Source organism: Streptomyces sp. NPDC048516 (assembly GCF_043199875.1).
Taxonomy (GTDB): domain Bacteria; phylum Actinomycetota; class Actinomycetes; order Streptomycetales; family Streptomycetaceae; genus Streptomyces.
Map to the genome: position 1 here is coordinate 158856 of NZ_JBICWS010000003.1, position 14944 is coordinate 173799.

Sequence of the window (14944 nt, forward strand, 5' to 3'; positions counted from 1 at the left end):
CCTCGGGACGCAGAAACCCGGACCTACGCCGATACGGCGTCGATCCGGGCCAGGGCGTCATCCGCGCCGTACGGCTGCAAATACGGCAGCCAGCGCGGGTCGCGATGGCCCGTGCCGATGATCCGCCACGCCAGTCCTGACGGCGGGGCGGGCTGATGCCGCAGCCGCCAGCCGATCTCGGCGACATGGCGGTCGGCCTTGACGTGGTTGCAGCGCCGGCACGCGGCGACGACGTTTTCCCAGGTGTGCTGACCTCCGCGGCTGCGCGGGATGACGTGGTCGACGCTGGTTGCGACGCCACCGCAGTACATACAGCGCCCGCCGTCACGGGCGAACAGCGCCCGGCGGGTCAGGGGAACGGGGCCGCGAAAGGGCACCCGCACAAACCGCTTCAAGCGGACCACGCTCGGAGCGGGTATGACATGGGTCGCACTGTGCATCAGGGCGCCGGATTCCTCGAGGCTGACAGCCTTCTCGTTGAGGACGAGGATGAGCGCACGGCGGAGCGGTACGACGCCGAGCGGCTCGTACGACGCGTTGAGGACCAGGACATGCGGCACGGGTGCCTCCTTGTACGCCGGCGGCGCGTGGCTCGCGCCGGGACGATCTCCCCACAGTGTCCCCCGGTGCCTGGTGAGAGCGCCACCATGACCGAGTAACGGGTCGGAGGTGTTTTCCACCACACACCGGCACGTCCGGCCGGATACGGCTCATTCCGGCCCTGCGCACAACTATCCGACTCGAACAAGGGCGCGGACCGCTCCTGTTGCCCCGTTAGTGTGGTTGGTCTGCCCGGTTCACGGTGTCCCACCGGGGCCCGGGTCTGCTGTCCCACACGGAAGGTTCGACTGTGTTCTGGTCCGCTTCGCCGGCCGCTGCCGCGCACCTGAGCGCCGCCACGCCCGGCTCATCCGGCCCGACGTCGCTCGACGACGCCACTCAGAAGGCCACCAACGCCGCCGGCTGGGTGCAGGAGAACTGGGGGACGTGGCTCACGTCCAGCCTGCAGATCTTGCTGATCATCGTGATCGCGGTGGTGCTGCGGCATGTGATCCGCCGCACGATCACCAAGCTCATCGAGCGGATGAACCGCACCGCGGCCGCCGCCCAGGGCACCGCGCTGGGCGGTCTGCTCGTCAACGCCGAGAGACGCAGGCAGCGCTCCGAGGCCATCGGCTCGGTGCTGCGCAGCGTCGCCTCCTTCGTGATCATGGGCACCGCCGCCCTGACCGTGCTCTCCGTGCTGAAGATCAACCTGGCGCCGCTGCTGGCCAGCGCCGGTGTGGCCGGTGTCGCCATCGGTTTCGGCGCCCGCAACCTCGTCACCGACTTCCTCTCCGGCGTCTTCATGATCCTTGAGGACCAGTACGGCGTCGGCGACGAGATCGACGCCGGGGTGGCCACCGGTACGGTCATCGAGGTCGGTCTGCGGGTCACCAAGCTGCGCGGCCCCAACGGCGCGATCTGGTACATCCGCAACGGCGAGGTCAAGCGGATCGGCAACCTCAGCCAGGGCTGGTCCACCGCCGCCGTCGATGTGGTGATCGCCGCCGACCAGGACCTGGAGCGCGCCCGCGAGACCATCACCGGCGCCGGCGAGGAGATGTCCAAGGCCGAGCCCTGGAACGAGCAGCTGTGGGAGCCGGTGGAGGTCCTCGGTCTGAGCGAGGTCCACCTGGACACGGTCACCATCAGCGTCTCGGCCAAGACCATGCCCGGCAAGGCCCCCGGCGTGGAGCGCGAACTGCGCTGGCGCATCAAGCGCGCCCTGGACGCGGCCGGCGTCCACCTCGCCCCGCGCCCGGCCCCCGAGGACGAGGACGAGGAGTCCGCCGACCCCTCGGCCGGCGTGGCCGCCCCCTCGGCCCTCAACAACCCGCTGTCCCCGCAGTCCGTGGCGACCAATCCGATCGCTTCGCCGTCGAAGATGGGGAAGTAGGCCGACCGGGGCCGACGACCGGGCCGCGGACAGGAGGGGCGCATCCCGCGGGTGCGCCCCTTCCTTCGGCACCGGGGACTTGCTCTCTAGCCAAAGGCCTGTCCGATATCGGCCTCCGCCGACGCTCCCGCACCCCGGGAGAACGCGGCCGGAGGCGGGCCCGGAGCTGCCTCGGGCGCCTCGGCCCCCTCTTGCCCCCACGTCCCGTCCGCGCGCACCCGGCAACGGTCGTCGACCTTCGATCAGTACCGCCAGGCCGGCCGGAACGGACTCGCCGAGGAACCACCAGCCTCCGTGATCGACGAGAAAGATCCTGCCGCGTTCGTCAATGGCGATCACCGATGCAGGTCCGTGCACGCCGAAGGGGAAGAGTGCGGTCCCAGCCCGCTCGCCGAACTCCCGCATGGTCGAGAGCGTGTAGCGGCCCTCAGCGGATCGATCGCAAAGCCGTGCAGGGCCACCTCGACACCCGGGCCCGTCAAGCATCATCTCGACCCCGTAAAACTCCCGCAGCGCTCGCTCCGCGGCCGGGAAAACCTCCCACCCGTCACCGGAAGACCCGCTGCGCGTGCTGACGGTTTCCAGAATGGCCAATTGGTACGACGGGTCCGGCTCCCGTCCTGGTGACCAGCCGGCCCGGGTCAAGACGTCGTACACCCCGGGCACTTCGCGCCCGGACTGCGTGTCGGTCATGTGCCGTCACGCCCGATGAAGGTGATCCCCAGTCGGTCCAGAAGTCCCTGGCAAGCCCCGCACGGCTCAGTGGGCTGACCATGATCCGGATCTCCCTCTTCACGGATCATCTTCGACATCATCGCGGCATCGTGAAAGTGCGGTACGGCCTCTTCCAGAGTGACCGCAGAAAGTCCGTGCCGTTCGGCGTCGAGAGCCCAGAGCTGGTCCGAGACAAGAGCCGACTCGGCGCAATATCCGAGAAACGGTTCGCGCAGCCGCTCCGGGAGCCCCTCGAAGTACGCGAGGATGGAGGGGTGGAGGTCAGGCGTACCGTCACCACTCAGATTGGTATGACTGAACACGATCCCCTGGCAGAGCAGAGACGATGCCGTGCCGGGAATCAGACCACCCTCGAATCGCTCAGACACTTTGCAGATCACCTTTCACCCAATTATCAAAGAATTCAAATTCACTACCATCGAGGTAGAATGTGCCGGTATGGTGAACAGAATAGAACTCGCCATTTTCGGCTACTACAAAGATTGCACCATCAGGGAGATCGTATCCGACCCTGAACAGGCGTTTTCCGAGCTCCCGAGAGAGCTCGGCAATCTCACTGAAATCACCGTCATGCTCGCATGACCTGCACGGCTGCTTGAAATCTCCATGCCTGAGTGTTGTGGCCTTCTCCCCCGTCACCGGATCCTTCCCCCGCAGCTCGCCTATCCGGTCACTATCATGATGGTTCTTGGCCATTGAGGGTTCAGCGCCTCAACGGCCAGCGAACCGCCGGCCGAGGAAACCAGCCCCTGAACGGCCTCGTGTACCTCCCCCGCACCTTCGTCGATGTCACCGGCGAACTCCCGCATGGCGTTCGCCCTTTCCCGGTAGTCATCCTCGTCCACATTCGGCCACGATCCTTGGCGGTTTGATCCGTGGCGACGACTCCGCTCGCCCCCTTGACGCGCCCCCGCCCGCCTCCTACCTTCCAGTTCAGCTATTGGAAGGTTTGTTAACAGATGGTCGGCGGTCGTGAGGCCGCCGGTGGGCGGGGTGGGGCATGGGCGCAGGGAAGGGTGTGCGGGGGATGGTGCCCGGGACGCCGCGGGTGTTGCGGGCCATGAACGACCGGGCCGCGCTCGATCTGCTGGTCTCGCGGGGCCCGTTGACCCGTACGCGGATCGGGGAGCTGACCGGGCTGTCGAAGCCCACCGCCTCGCAGTTGCTGGCGCGGCTGGAGGCCGCGGGGCTGGTGCGGACGACCGGGAACGTGACCGGGCGGCCGGGGCCCAGTGCGCGGCTCTACGAGATCGACCCGGCGGCGGCGCAGGTCGCCGCGCTGGCCGTCGATGAGCGGGGGATCACCGCCGCGGTCGCCGACATCACGGGGCAGGTGCTCGGGGAGGAACGGGTCGGCACCGATACCGATACCGGCCACGGCGCCGGCAACGGCACCGACGTCGTGGCCGAGGATGCGCCGCGCCGGACGGCGCAGCTGGTCGCGCGGGCCGTCGACGGGGCGCTGGCCCAGGCCGGGCTGGGGCGCGAGCAGTTGCACGGGGTGGTGATCGGCACACCCGGTGCGCTGGACCCGCGGACCGGGCGGCTGCGCTATGCGCCGCATCTGCCGGGGTGGCACGCGCGGGCGCTGAAGGACGAGCTGGCCGAGGTGCTGGGCACGCCGGTCACCATCGAGAACGACGTGAACCTGGCGGCGGTCGCCGAGCAGTACGACGGGGCCGCCCAGGACGTCGACGACTTCGTGCTGGTGTGGGCGGACAAGGGGGTCGGCGCCGCCCTCGTGCTGGGCGGCCGGCTGCTGCGCGGGGCCACCGGCGGTGCGGGTGAGATCGGCTATATGCCGCTGCCCGGGGCCCCGTTGTCCCCAGGCGGTGGCGGCGGCGCCGGTGGCTGCGCGCAGCAGGCGGACGCCGGCGGCGGCTTCCAGACCCTGGTCGGCTCGCCGGGCGTGCTGGCACTGGCGCGGGAGTACGGGGCACCACACGCCCGTACCGTCGAAGGGGCGATGGCGCACGACGGGGTCCGTGCCGAGGTCGCGCGGCGGCTGGCGACCGGGATCGCGGCCGTGGTGGCGGTCGTCGACCCGCGGCTGGTGGTGCTCTCCGGCGAGGTCGCCCGGGCCGGCGGTGAGGCGCTGCGCGCCCTGGTCGAGGAGGAGTTCACCGGGCTCCCGCTGTCCCGCCCCGCCTTGCGCCTGAGCCGCCTCGACGGCTCCGCGATCCTCACCGGCGCACTGCGGACGGCGCTCGCGAAGGCACGCGATGCGGTGTTCCACACCGGCTGAGCGCCGGGCTGCGGCCCGCGGACCCGCGCCGCGCGGAACGTCACCGTCCTCTTCTTCGCACAGAAGGCCTTCGTCGAAGGCGTCACGCACACCGCAGTGAAGGGCTGACCCGTATGCCGTCTCCCCAGGAACGCACCCCACGCCCCCGCATCAAGCTCGCCGTGGTCGGCGGCGGCTCCACCTACACCCCCGAACTCATCGACGGTTTCGCGCGCCTGCGCGAGGTGCTGCCGCTGGAGGAACTGGTCCTCATCGACCCGGCCGCGGACCGGCTGGAGCTGGTGGGCGGCCTGGCCCGGCGGATCTTCGCCAAGCAGGGCCACCCGGGCCGGATCTCCTGGACCGACGACCTGGACGCCGGTGCCGACGGCGCGGACGCGGTGCTGCTGCAACTGCGGGTCGGCGGCCAGGCCGCCCGCCACCAGGACGAGACCTGGCCGCTGGAGTGCGGCTGCGTCGGCCAGGAGACCACCGGGGCCGGCGGCCTCGCCAAGGCGCTGCGCACGGTCCCCGTCGTCCTGGACATCGCCGAGCGGGTGCGCCGCCGCAACCCCCGCGCCTGGATCATCGACTTCACCAACCCCGTCGGCATCGTCACCCGGGCGCTGCTCACCCACGGCCACAGAGCCGTGGGGCTGTGCAATGTCGCCATCGGTTTCCAGCGCCGGTTCGCCGCGCTGCTGGGCATCTCCCCCGGCGAGGTCGAGCTGGAGCACGTCGGCCTCAACCACCTCACCTGGGAGCGGGCGGTACGCGTCGGGGGCGAGGACGTCCTGCCCCGGCTGCTGGCGGAGCACGGCGACGCCCTGGCCGAGAACCTGCGCCTGCCCCGCTCGCTGCTCGACCGCCTCGGCGTCGTCCCCTCCTCCTACCTGCGTTACTACTACCGGCACGACGCGGTGGTACGGGAGTTGCGCGGCGCACCGTCCCGCGCGGCGGAGGTCGCCGCCCTCGAGCGAAAGCTCCTCGGCATGTACGGCGACCCGGCACTCGACGAGAAGCCGGAGCTGCTGGCGCGGCGAGGCGGCGCCTTCTACTCGGAGGCGGCGGTGGCACTCACCGCGTCCCTCCTGCGGGACACCGGGGACACCCAGGTCGTCAACACCCTCAATCACGGCACCCTGCCGTTCCTGCCCGACGACGCGGTGATCGAGGTGCCCGCGACCGTGGACTCGACCGGCGCCACGCCCCTCCCGGTGCGCCCCTTGGAGCCGCTGTACGCCGGGCTGGTCGCGCACGTCACCGCCTACGAACACCTCGCCCTCGATGCCGCGTTGCGGGGCAGGGGCGGCCGGCCATCCGACCGGGCGGGCGGGCGCAACGCCGTCTTCTCCGCGCTCCTCGCCCACCCCCTCATCGGCCGGACCGACCACGCGGACCGGCTCACCGACGCGCTGATCGCGCACAACCGGGAGCACCTGACGTGGGCCTGACCGGCACGGCACTCGCCATCGACGCGGGCAACAGCAAGACCGACGTGGCGCTGGTGGCCACGGACGGCAGGCTGCTCGGCACGGCACGCGGCGGTGGCTTCCGGCCGCCGGCGGTGGGGACCGGCCCGGCGGTCGACGTCCTGGCGCCGCTGGTGCGGTCGGTCCTGGCGCAGGCCCGGCCTGCGGGTCCCGTCGGACACCTCTCCGCGTTCCTGGCAGGCGCCGACCTCCCCGTCGAGGAGGAACGCCTGGCCGCCGAGATCGCGGGCCGGGGATGGGCGCGCACGGTGAGCGTCCGCAACGACACCTTCGCGCTGCTGCGGGCCGGGCTGCCGGACGACGGGGAGCGGGTGGGCGTCGCCGTGGTGTGCGGGGCGGGAATCAACTGCGCGGGGGCCGGCCGGGACGGTGCCACCGCGCGCTTCCCGGCCCTCGGCCGGCTCTCCGGCGACTGGGGCGGCGGGGCGTTCCTCGCCGAAGAGGCCATGTGGTGCGCGGCCCGGGCCGAGGACGGCCGCGGCGCCCCGACCCGGCTGGCAGACGCCCTGCCCGCGCACTTCGGCCTGGCCGGCATGCCGGAACTCATCGAGGCCTTCCATCTGGGAGCCCTCCCCGGCCACCGCCGCCATGAACTGGCACCGCTGCTCTTCTCCGTGGCGGAGGCCGGTGACCCGGTCGCCCGCGCCCTCGTGGCCCGCCAGGCCGAGGAGATCGCGCTCCTGGCCACCGTCGCCCTCAAGCGCCTCGGTCTCCTCGGGGAAGGGGTCCCCGTGGTGCTGGGCGGCGGCGTCCTGGCCGCCCGTCACCCGCTCCTGCACGACCAGGTCACCCGGCTCCTCTCGGAGCGTGCCCCCGGGGCGGTGCCCCATGTGGTGAGCGCCCCGCCGGTGCTGGGGGCCGCCCTGGACACGCTGGACCGGGCGGGAGCGGGGGCGGGCGCTCATGGACGGCTGCGGGCGGCTCGGTGGGCGCGGCGGCAGCCGCCCGCCCCTCAGCCGCCCGGTCCTCAGTCCCCGGCCGGAAGCGCCAGGTCCCGTACGTGACCGGCGAGGAGCAGCACCGCGGCGTCCACGGCGGCCCGGGGGTCCCGGTCCCGGATGGCGTCGGTGAGGCGGGTGTGCGGGTCGTCGGGAGCCGCGGTGGCGGTGTCCAGGCAGGCGGCGCGGCGCAGTTCCTCGCGCAGGGCGGCGCTCAGCGAGCGGTAGATGTCGGCGAGGACGGGGTTGTCGCTCGCCTCGGCGACCAGGACGTGGAACTCGGCGTCGGCGGCGGTGAAGGCCTCGCTGTCCTGCGCGGCGAGGGCGGCCCCGCGGCGGGCCAGCACGGCTTCGATGCCGGCGAGCTGGCGGTCCGTACGGTGCTTGGCCGCCTGGCGGGCGGCGACCACGTCGAGGCCCTGGCGGACCTGGGTGACATGGCTGAGCTCGGCGCGTTCGAGGCGGCGGCGGAGGGCGAGGGCGCTGTCGTCGTCGGAGAGCACGAAAGTGCCATCGCCCTGCCGGGGCTCCAGGAGGCCGGAGTGCACCAGGGACCGTACGGCTTCGCGGACCGAGGCGCGGCTGACCCCGAGGGTTTCGGACAGGGCGCTCTCGGGCGGGATGCGGCTGCCCACCGGCCAGGTGCCGTTCACGATCTGGGCGCGGATCTCGTCGGTCGCGGTCTCCACCAGCGACACCCTGCCCTTGCGGACCGACTGCACGGGATCACTCCCCCTTCGGCGCGGTGTCCGGGCCCCGGCGTCACCTGATGTCTGACGATTCTCCGCCCACTGTAGTGCCGGGCCCGGCGGCGCGGCGGGCCCGCCGGAACGCGGCACGGACGCGGCACGGACGGGGGCACGGACGGGGCACGGACGAGGCACGGACGAGGCACGGACACGGCCCGGACACGGCCCGGACACGGTCCTCGAACAAGATCTCCGAACAAGATCGGGGCAATCGCGGTGTGTGCGTCGGTGGCTGCGGACATACTGCTGCCCATGCACCGGTTCTTCTCGTGAGCGCTCCCGGGCGCCGTGCGCGGGGTCCGGTCCCGACGTCAGCGCCCAGGGGGAGGTTCCGTGTCGAGCACCAGCGTGCCGGCCACCGGCGGGTCACCGCCCGCCGCGGGACGCAGGACGGCCTGGGCCGAGGGGCTGGACGAGCTGCGTGCCGCGGCGACGACGGAGCCGGGCCGGCTGCGGGTGATCGGTGCGGTACTGGCCCTGCTGGTGGTGCTGTTCGGCGCGGTCACGGCCTGGCAGGTCGCGGACCGGGCGGCGGCCGCGGACGACGTGGTGGAGCGCGGCCAGCCGCTGACCGCGGACGCCGCGAGTATCTACCGCTCGCTGGCGGATGCCGATACGACGGCCGCGGCCGGTTTCCTGGCCGGCGCCACGGAGAGCAGGGCGACCCGCGACCGGTATGCCGCCGATATCTCCACGGCGTCCGCGCTGCTGGTCAAGGCGGCCGCCAACAGCAGCGGTCCGGACGGCGCCGGCGCGCAGATCGCGAGGCTCAACAGCGGGCTGCCGCGCTATACGGGGCTGGTGGAGACGGCGCGGGCGAACAACCGGCAGGGGCTGCCGCTGGGCGGCGCGTATCTGCGGTACGCCAATGAGCGGATGCGGAAGGAACTCCTCCCCGCCGCACGGGCGTTGTACGACGCGGAGACGGCCCGGCTGGCGGCGGACTACGAAGCCGCCGAGGCGCGGCCGTGGTACGCGGTGGCGGCGGGAGTGGTGGCGCTCGGTGCGCTGGGGTGGGCGCAGCGGCGGCACTACCGGCGCACCAACCGGGTGTTCAACAGGGGCCTGCTGACGGCGACGGCGGCGTCCGCGGTGGTGCTGGTGTGGCTGGTGGCGGGGCATACCGTGGCGCGTACGGGGCTGACCGGTTCGTACGAGCACGGCGCCCGGTCGCTGCGGGTGCTCAACGAGGCGCGGATCGATGCGCTGCAGGCGCGCGGGGACGAGAATCTGACGCTGGTGGCGCGCGGTGCGGTGCTGACGCACGGCCAGGAGGACTTCTACGAGGCCGGCTTCCGTTCCCGGATGGCGGACCTGGCGGGCGGGGGCGGCCCGGGGGCCGCGTCGGCGAAGAGCGGGCTGGGGGCGGCACTGGCGCTGGCCGACGACGAGGCGGGGCGGCGTCCGGTGCGCGCGGCGCTGACCGGCGTGCGGCAGTGGCAGGCGCGGCACGGCGAGGCACGGACGGCGGACGAGAAGGGCGATTACCCGCAGGCGCTGGCCAAGGTGATCGGCCCGGACGGGTCCACCGGGGAGTCCTTCGACCGGGTGGCCGCCGGGCTGCAGCAGGCGCTGGAGCACGAGCAGGCGCAGTTCCGGTCGGCGGCGGACGCCGGGCGCGGGGCGCTGGACGGGCTCCCGGTGGGGGCCGGGGTGCTGGCGGCGTCGGCGGCGGCGGGCGCGGTGCTGGGAATCGGCCGCAGGCTGGCGGAGTACCGGTGAGGAGACCTGGTGAGAGGGGCATGCGGGTGCGCGCGCGAGAGCTGGTGAATCTGCGTGCCGTTCTTGCGCCGGTGGCGTCCGGGATGGGCGTGATGGCCGTGGTCGCCGCCGTGCTGGTGCCGGCGCTGGGCGGCGACGCCGGGCGGCCCCGGCACGGTCCCGTCCACGTCTCCTCGTCCGCGGCGGCACACCGGGCGTACGGCCCGGGGGCAGCGCGGGCCGCACCCGCCGCCGCGCCGTGCACGGCGCGCAACGCCGCGGAGAGCCTGCGCCCTTCGCCGGACGACGGTGCGGCGGTGACGCGGATCAAGGAGCGGGGCCAGCTGGTCGTCGGGGTGGACCAGAACACCTACCGGTGGGGGTACCGCAATCCGTCCACCGGCGCGCTGGAGGGTTTCGACATCGATCTGGCGTGGGCGATCGCCAAGGACATCCTGGGCCCGCACCCCCATGTGGTCTTCAAGACGGTGCCGACCAACCAGCGGATCCCGGCGCTGCAGAAGCGTGCGGTGGACATGGTGGTGCGGACGATGACGGTCAACTGTGCCCGCAAGCGGCAGGTGGCGTTCTCGACCTCGTACTTCCAGGCGGGGCAGCAGGTGCTGGCCCCGATCAGCTCGACGATCAAGGCCTTCGGCGATTCGCTGCGGGGCCGAAGGGTGTGCACGGCGGCGGGGTCGACGGGGGAGACGGCGCTGCGGGCGCAGCCGCACGGCGCGCAGGTGCTGACGGTGCCCAGCCAACTCGACTGTCTGGTGCGGCTGCAGCTGGGCCAGGCGGATGCGGTGGTCACGGACAGCGCCCTGGCGGCGGCGCAGGCGGCGCAGGACCCGAGGGTGGAGCTGAAGGGCGAGCCGTTCACGGACGAGTCGTACGGCGTGGCGATGAACAAGGACGACACGGATCTGGTGCGGCGGGTGAACAAGGTCCTGGACGACTACCGGGGCGGCGGCGGGCACAGCCCCTGGATGCGGGCGTACCGCAAGTGGCTGAAGGCCGATCTGCCGGGCATATCGGGGCCGCCCGCGCCGGAGTACGGCGACTGATCGCTCCAAGGAGCGGAGTAGTGCCACTGATCGCCCGGGGAGGGCCGGATGCCGTCACTATGGAAGAGGTCGTGGGAGGAGCAGACCGCAGCGGCCGCCCGGCCGCGGCAAACGCCGTGCACCGTACGCGTATTGGAGAGGTGATCGATGGGGGTCCCTGGACCCTTCCCCGGTTCTCCGGGGGAGCCCGATGCCCCGGTGCTGGGCCGGGAGGAGGTGGACCGCGCCCTGGCGCGGCTCGGTGCCGAGTACGAGGCGATCGAGACGTCGCTGCTCGCGTTGCAGGATCACGCGGGGCGCCGGCTGCTGGAGGGCGCCGATCTGGCCGGCACCACCAAGGAGCGCTGGGCCGCGGCGGAGCGGTCCATCACGGTCCTGTGGACGCTGTTCGATGCGTATACGGCGGCGCTGGAGCAGGCGCGTGAGCTGCGGGAGCGGCGGCGCTGGCCGTCCCCTGAGGACCTGGCGGAGCTGACCGGGCTGCTGTTCGGCGACGGGGTGACGGTGCCGGGCGCGGCCGCGGCCGGCGGCGCCGCACCGGGCGGCGCGGCCCCGGTGGGCGGCGCGGCCCCGGTGGGCGAACGGTTCAGTCTGGAGGAGCTGGTCGAGCGGATGAACGGGCTGTACGCGCAGTCGCTGGACGTCATCGTCGCCGCCGATGCGGTCTGGTCGGCGCTGCCGGCCCGGATAGACCTGCTGTCGGCCGAGTTGCAGCGAACACGCTCGCTGGCGCATTCGGTGGGGGTACGCCCCGGTGAGCATCCGGCGGGCGACGACCTGGAGCGGATCACGGACGAGCTGCTGCGGCTGCGGGAGCGGGTGATCGCGGATCCGCTGGCGTTCTGGGTGTCGTCGTCAACGGGGAGTTCGGCGCCGGGCGGCGGCCGTCCGGACACCGCGCGCTACGACCGTGCGGCCCGTGCGCTGGAGGACATCCGGCGTGAGGTGGCGGCGGTGCTGGATGTGCGGCAGGACGCGGAGCGGCGGCTGATGCAGCTGCGGGACGTGCTGTCGCGGGCGGACCGCACGCTGACCGAGGCGCGGCAGGCCCGGGGCGAGGTGCTGGCGAAGATCGCCGCGTCGGAGGTGCCGGCGGTCAGCGGCCCGTCGACGGCCCTGCACGAACAGCTGGCCGCGGCCGCCGACTACCGAAGACGCGCGCAGTGGCACCGGCTCTCGCCGCTGCTGGACAGTCTGGAGGAGCGGGCGGAGGACGAACTCCTGCGGGCCCGCGAGTCGTTGACGGCGGTGACCGCGCCGCTGGCGGTGCGGGCCGAGCTGCGCGGCCGGCTGGACGCGTACAAGGCGAAGCTGGCACGTCACGGTTTGGCGGAGGATCCGCTGCTGACCGAGCGGTACGACCTGGCGCGGCGGATGCTGTGGAGTGGGCCGTGTGATCTGCGGGCGGCCGAGCAGGCGGTGTGGCGCTATCAGCAGGCGGCATCGGAGGCATTGGCTGTGCAGCAGCGGGAGGGCGGGGGGGATACGTGACGGAGCGGGCCGACGAGCGCTGCCAGCGGCGGGAGTGCGCGGGCAGTTATGAGGATGTCGGCGGCGGTGAGCTGTACTGCGACCTGTGCGGGCTGGCACCGGTGGTCTCGCCGGACGGCCTGCTGTTCTCGCCGCCCACGGGCCTGACGGGCCGGGCGCTCACGGACGGCACGACGGGCCGCGAGGCGGCGGGGGCGTTGCTGACGGTCCCCTCCCCCGCCCCCTCCCCCGGCCCCGGTTCCGGCCCCGGCACACGCACCGCCCGTTCCTCGCCCTCGCGGCGCTCGGCGCCCGGGCGGCACTCGCGCGCGGTGTCCGGCAAGGGGCCGGAGCGCGGTATGGCGGCGGTGTCGGTGCGCGGTGCGGGCAGCGGCGCGTCGTCCGGGGCGGCGCGGGGGCGGTTGGGCGCGGGGCTGGTGACGGTGCCGGAGGTACCGCGCCCCGATCCGCGTACGGCGGTGCTGGAGCATCCGGAGGTCCCGGAGCGGAAGCGGTTCTGCAGCCGTACGGACTGCGGTGCGCCGGTGGGCCGGGCGCGCGGCGAGCAGCCGGGCACCACGGAAGGCTTCTGCATCAAGTGCGGCCACCCGTACAGCTTCGTGCCCAAGCTGCGGCCCGGCGACATGGTGCACGGACAGTACGAGGTCGCGGGCTGTCTGGCGCACGGCGGGCTCGGCTGGATCTATCTGGCGACGGACCATGCGGTCTCCGACCGGTGGGTGGTCCTCAAGGGGCTGCTGGACACCGGCGACGAGGAGGCGCTGGCGGTGGCGGTGTCCGAGCGGCGCTTCCTCGCCGAGATCGAGCACGCCAACATCGTGCGGATCTACAACTTCGTGGAACACCTCGACCGGGCGACGGGCAGCCTCGACGGCTACATCGTCATGGAGTACGTCGGTGGCAAGTCGCTCAAGGAACTCGCCAACGACCGGCGCACGCCCCAGGGCAGGCGCGATCCGCTGCCGGTCGAACAGGCCTGTGCGTACGGCATCGAGGCGCTGGAGGCGCTGGGCCACCTGCACCGCCGCGGCTACCTCTACTGCGACTTCAAGGTCGACAACGCCATCCAGCAGCACGACCGGCTCAGGCTGATCGACATGGGCGCGGTGCGCAGGATGGACGACCACCACAGCCCGGTCTACGGCACGATCGGCTATCAGGCACCGGAGATCGCCGCGCTGGGCCCGTCGGTCTCCTCCGACCTCTACACCGTCGCCCGCACCCTCGCCGTCCTCACCTTCGACTTCCAGGGCTATACGAACGTCTTCGCGGACTCCCTGCCCGATCCGGACCACATCGAGGTGTTCCGCAGCTACGAGTCGTTCTACCGGCTGCTGGTGCGCGCCACGGACCCGGACCGCGCGCGCAGATTCGCCTCGGCGGAGGAGATGGCCGAGCAGCTGACGGGCGTGCTGCGGGAGGTGGTGGCACTCCAGTCGGGCGAGCCGCGGCCCGCGCTGTCCCCGCTGTTCGGGCCCGAACTCCGGGTGGTCGACACGGAAGTGATGGCCGCGGCGGAGGGCGACAGTTCGCTGCTGGGCGCGCGGCGGGGGGCGGCGGCGCGCCCGGCGGAACCGGCATCCGGCGGCCCTGCGCTGCGCCCCCTGGACGTCGCCGGCGCCGCCCTGGCCCTGCCGGTGCCGCGGGTGGATCCGGACGATCCCCATGCCGGGCTGCTGGCCGGGCTGCTGGCCGCCGCGCCCGCCGAACTGCTGGGCGCCCTGCGCTCGGCGCCCGCCGACTCCCTGGAGGTCCGGCTGCGTGCGCTGCGCGCCCGTCTGGAGACGGGTGACGGCGAGGCGGCGCAGCGGGCGCTGGAGGAGATCGCTGCCGAGCCCGCCGGGCAGGGGGCCACCGGGCAGTGGCCCGCCGCCCGGTGGGACGGCACCGAGCCCGGCGCCCGGGGCGCGGACTGGCGGGTGGTGTGGCATCGCGGCCTGGTGTCGCTGACGACCGGTGACCGCGAGAGCGCCGCACTCGCCTTCGACGCGGTCTACGACGCCTTTCCCGGTGAGCCGGCGCCGAAGCTGGCGCTGGGGATCTGTGCGGAGCTGCTGGGCCAGCTGGACAACGCCGTGGAGTACTACCGCCTGGTGTGGGCGACCGACCGCAGCTACGTCAGCGCGGCGTTCGGACTGGCACGGGTGCGGCTGGCGGCGGGCGACCGCACGGGCGCGGTCGGGGCGCTGGACTCCGTCCCGGAGTCGTCCATCCACTACACAGCGGCGCGGATCGCGGCGGTCCGTGCCCGGCTGCGGGGGCGCCCGCCGCGCGATCCGCTGACGGCGGATCTGCGGGCGGCCGCCGAACAGGTCGAGGCCCTTGCGGACTTCGGTCTGGACGCCGAACGACGGGAACAACTCACCACCGAGGTACTGGGCAGCGCCCTGGACTGGGTAATCTCCGGTAGCCACGGTGCCGGGCCGGACGGTCCGGCGGGCGTGGCCGAGCGGCCGTCGCTGCTCGGCTGCCCGCTGGACGAGCGCGGTCTGCGGTTCGGCCTGGAGCGGTCGTACCGCCTGCTCGCGCGGCTGGCGCAGCGTGGTGAGAAGAGGATCGAACTGGTGGAACGGGCCAACCGCTTCCGCCCCAGGACGTGGGTGTGAC

13 protein-coding genes and 1 pseudogene are annotated in these 14944 nt (G+C 73.0%); 8 read left to right on the top strand and 6 right to left on the bottom strand.

Annotation, left to right across the window (positions count from 1 at the left end):
* Positions 1-23 precede the first annotated feature (23 nt).
* The gene (locus tag ACGFR7_RS07955) at positions 24-560 is read right to left on the bottom strand and encodes an HNH endonuclease (RefSeq protein ID WP_006605595.1); all 537 of its coding nucleotides are present in this window, start codon (positions 558-560) and stop codon (positions 24-26) included.
* 290 nt (positions 561-850) lie between these two features.
* Between ACGFR7_RS07955 and ACGFR7_RS07960 the strand changes: the two genes are divergently transcribed.
* Positions 851-1939, top strand: coding sequence for a mechanosensitive ion channel family protein (locus ACGFR7_RS07960; protein ID WP_393314572.1), 1089 nt, complete (start codon positions 851-853; stop codon positions 1937-1939).
* Positions 1940-2185: 246 nt separating this feature from the next.
* Here ACGFR7_RS07960 and ACGFR7_RS07965 read toward each other — a convergent pair.
* From ACGFR7_RS07965 to ACGFR7_RS07980, 4 genes and pseudogenes are all read right to left on the bottom strand, one after another.
* A pseudogene (locus ACGFR7_RS07965) lies at positions 2186-2632 on the bottom strand (SUKH-3 domain-containing protein); the annotation flags it as partial.
* Positions 2629-3042, bottom strand: a complete 414-nt coding sequence (locus ACGFR7_RS07970) for a YwqJ-related putative deaminase (protein WP_393314575.1) — start codon at positions 3040-3042, stop codon at positions 2629-2631. The gene ACGFR7_RS07970 and the pseudogene ACGFR7_RS07965, both read right to left, overlap by 4 nt.
* Entirely contained in the window at positions 3035-3370 is a 336-nt protein-coding gene (locus ACGFR7_RS07975; protein ID WP_393314578.1) for an SUKH-3 domain-containing protein, read from the bottom strand. The genes ACGFR7_RS07970 and ACGFR7_RS07975 overlap by 8 nt, the downstream gene beginning before the upstream one ends.
* Entirely contained in the window at positions 3337-3519 is a 183-nt protein-coding gene (locus ACGFR7_RS07980; protein WP_393314581.1) for a hypothetical protein, read from the bottom strand. The genes ACGFR7_RS07975 and ACGFR7_RS07980 overlap by 34 nt, the downstream gene beginning before the upstream one ends.
* Before the next feature lie 215 nt (positions 3520-3734).
* Between ACGFR7_RS07980 and ACGFR7_RS07985 the strand changes: the two genes are divergently transcribed.
* From ACGFR7_RS07985 to ACGFR7_RS07995, 3 genes are all read left to right on the top strand, one after another.
* The gene (locus ACGFR7_RS07985) at positions 3735-4919 is read left to right on the top strand and encodes an ROK family protein (RefSeq protein WP_393315347.1); all 1185 of its coding nucleotides are present in this window, start codon (positions 3735-3737) and stop codon (positions 4917-4919) included.
* Between the two features lie 149 nt (positions 4920-5068).
* Positions 5069-6352, top strand: a complete 1284-nt coding sequence (locus ACGFR7_RS07990) for a 6-phospho-beta-glucosidase (protein WP_393315350.1) — start codon at positions 5069-5071, stop codon at positions 6350-6352.
* Positions 6343-7395, top strand: a complete 1053-nt coding sequence (locus ACGFR7_RS07995) for an N-acetylglucosamine kinase (RefSeq protein WP_393314583.1) — start codon at positions 6343-6345, stop codon at positions 7393-7395. Before ACGFR7_RS07990 ends, ACGFR7_RS07995 begins: the two co-directional genes overlap by 10 nt.
* On the opposite strand, the gene ACGFR7_RS08000 is transcribed toward ACGFR7_RS07995, so the two are convergent.
* Positions 7359-8051: a FadR/GntR family transcriptional regulator gene (locus ACGFR7_RS08000; RefSeq protein WP_393314586.1), complete on the bottom strand. Its 693-nt coding sequence runs from the start codon at positions 8049-8051 to the stop codon at positions 7359-7361. The two genes, ACGFR7_RS07995 and ACGFR7_RS08000, sit on opposite strands and share 37 nt — an antisense overlap.
* A 360-nt stretch (positions 8052-8411) precedes the next feature.
* Here ACGFR7_RS08000 and ACGFR7_RS08005 point away from each other — a divergent pair, with 360 nt between their 5' ends.
* The 4 genes from ACGFR7_RS08005 to ACGFR7_RS08020 all read left to right on the top strand — a co-directional run bounded on the left by ACGFR7_RS08005 (position 8412) and on the right by ACGFR7_RS08020 (position 14943).
* Positions 8412-9800: a hypothetical protein gene (locus ACGFR7_RS08005; RefSeq protein ID WP_393314589.1), complete on the top strand. Its 1389-nt coding sequence runs from the start codon at positions 8412-8414 to the stop codon at positions 9798-9800.
* 20 nt (positions 9801-9820) lie between these two features.
* Positions 9821-10846 carry a glutamate ABC transporter substrate-binding protein gene (locus ACGFR7_RS08010; RefSeq protein WP_393314592.1) on the top strand — a complete coding sequence of 342 codons (1026 nt, stop codon included), beginning with the start codon at positions 9821-9823 and terminating at the stop codon, positions 10844-10846.
* Positions 10847-10993: 147 nt separating this feature from the next.
* Complete coding sequence (locus ACGFR7_RS08015; RefSeq protein WP_393314595.1) at positions 10994-12337, top strand: hypothetical protein; 1344 nt, start codon at positions 10994-10996, stop codon at positions 12335-12337.
* A complete protein-coding gene (locus ACGFR7_RS08020) occupies positions 12334-14943 on the top strand; it encodes a tetratricopeptide repeat protein (protein WP_393314598.1) in 2610 nt (869 codons plus the stop codon). The genes ACGFR7_RS08015 and ACGFR7_RS08020 overlap by 4 nt, the downstream gene beginning before the upstream one ends.
* Position 14944: the final 1 nt, after the last annotated feature.

Coding starts and splice junctions, on each gene's coding strand:
- ACGFR7_RS08015 (WP_393314595.1), top strand. CDS start 10,994: ATGGGGGTCCCTGGACCCTTCCCCGGTTCTCCGGGGGAGCCCGATGCC.
- ACGFR7_RS07975 (WP_393314578.1), bottom strand. CDS start 3,370: ATGGCCAAGAACCATCATGATAGTGACCGGATAGGCGAGCTGCGGGGG.
- ACGFR7_RS07985 (WP_393315347.1), top strand. CDS start 3,735: ATGAACGACCGGGCCGCGCTCGATCTGCTGGTCTCGCGGGGCCCGTTG.
- ACGFR7_RS08010 (WP_393314592.1), top strand. CDS start 9,821: ATGCGGGTGCGCGCGCGAGAGCTGGTGAATCTGCGTGCCGTTCTTGCG.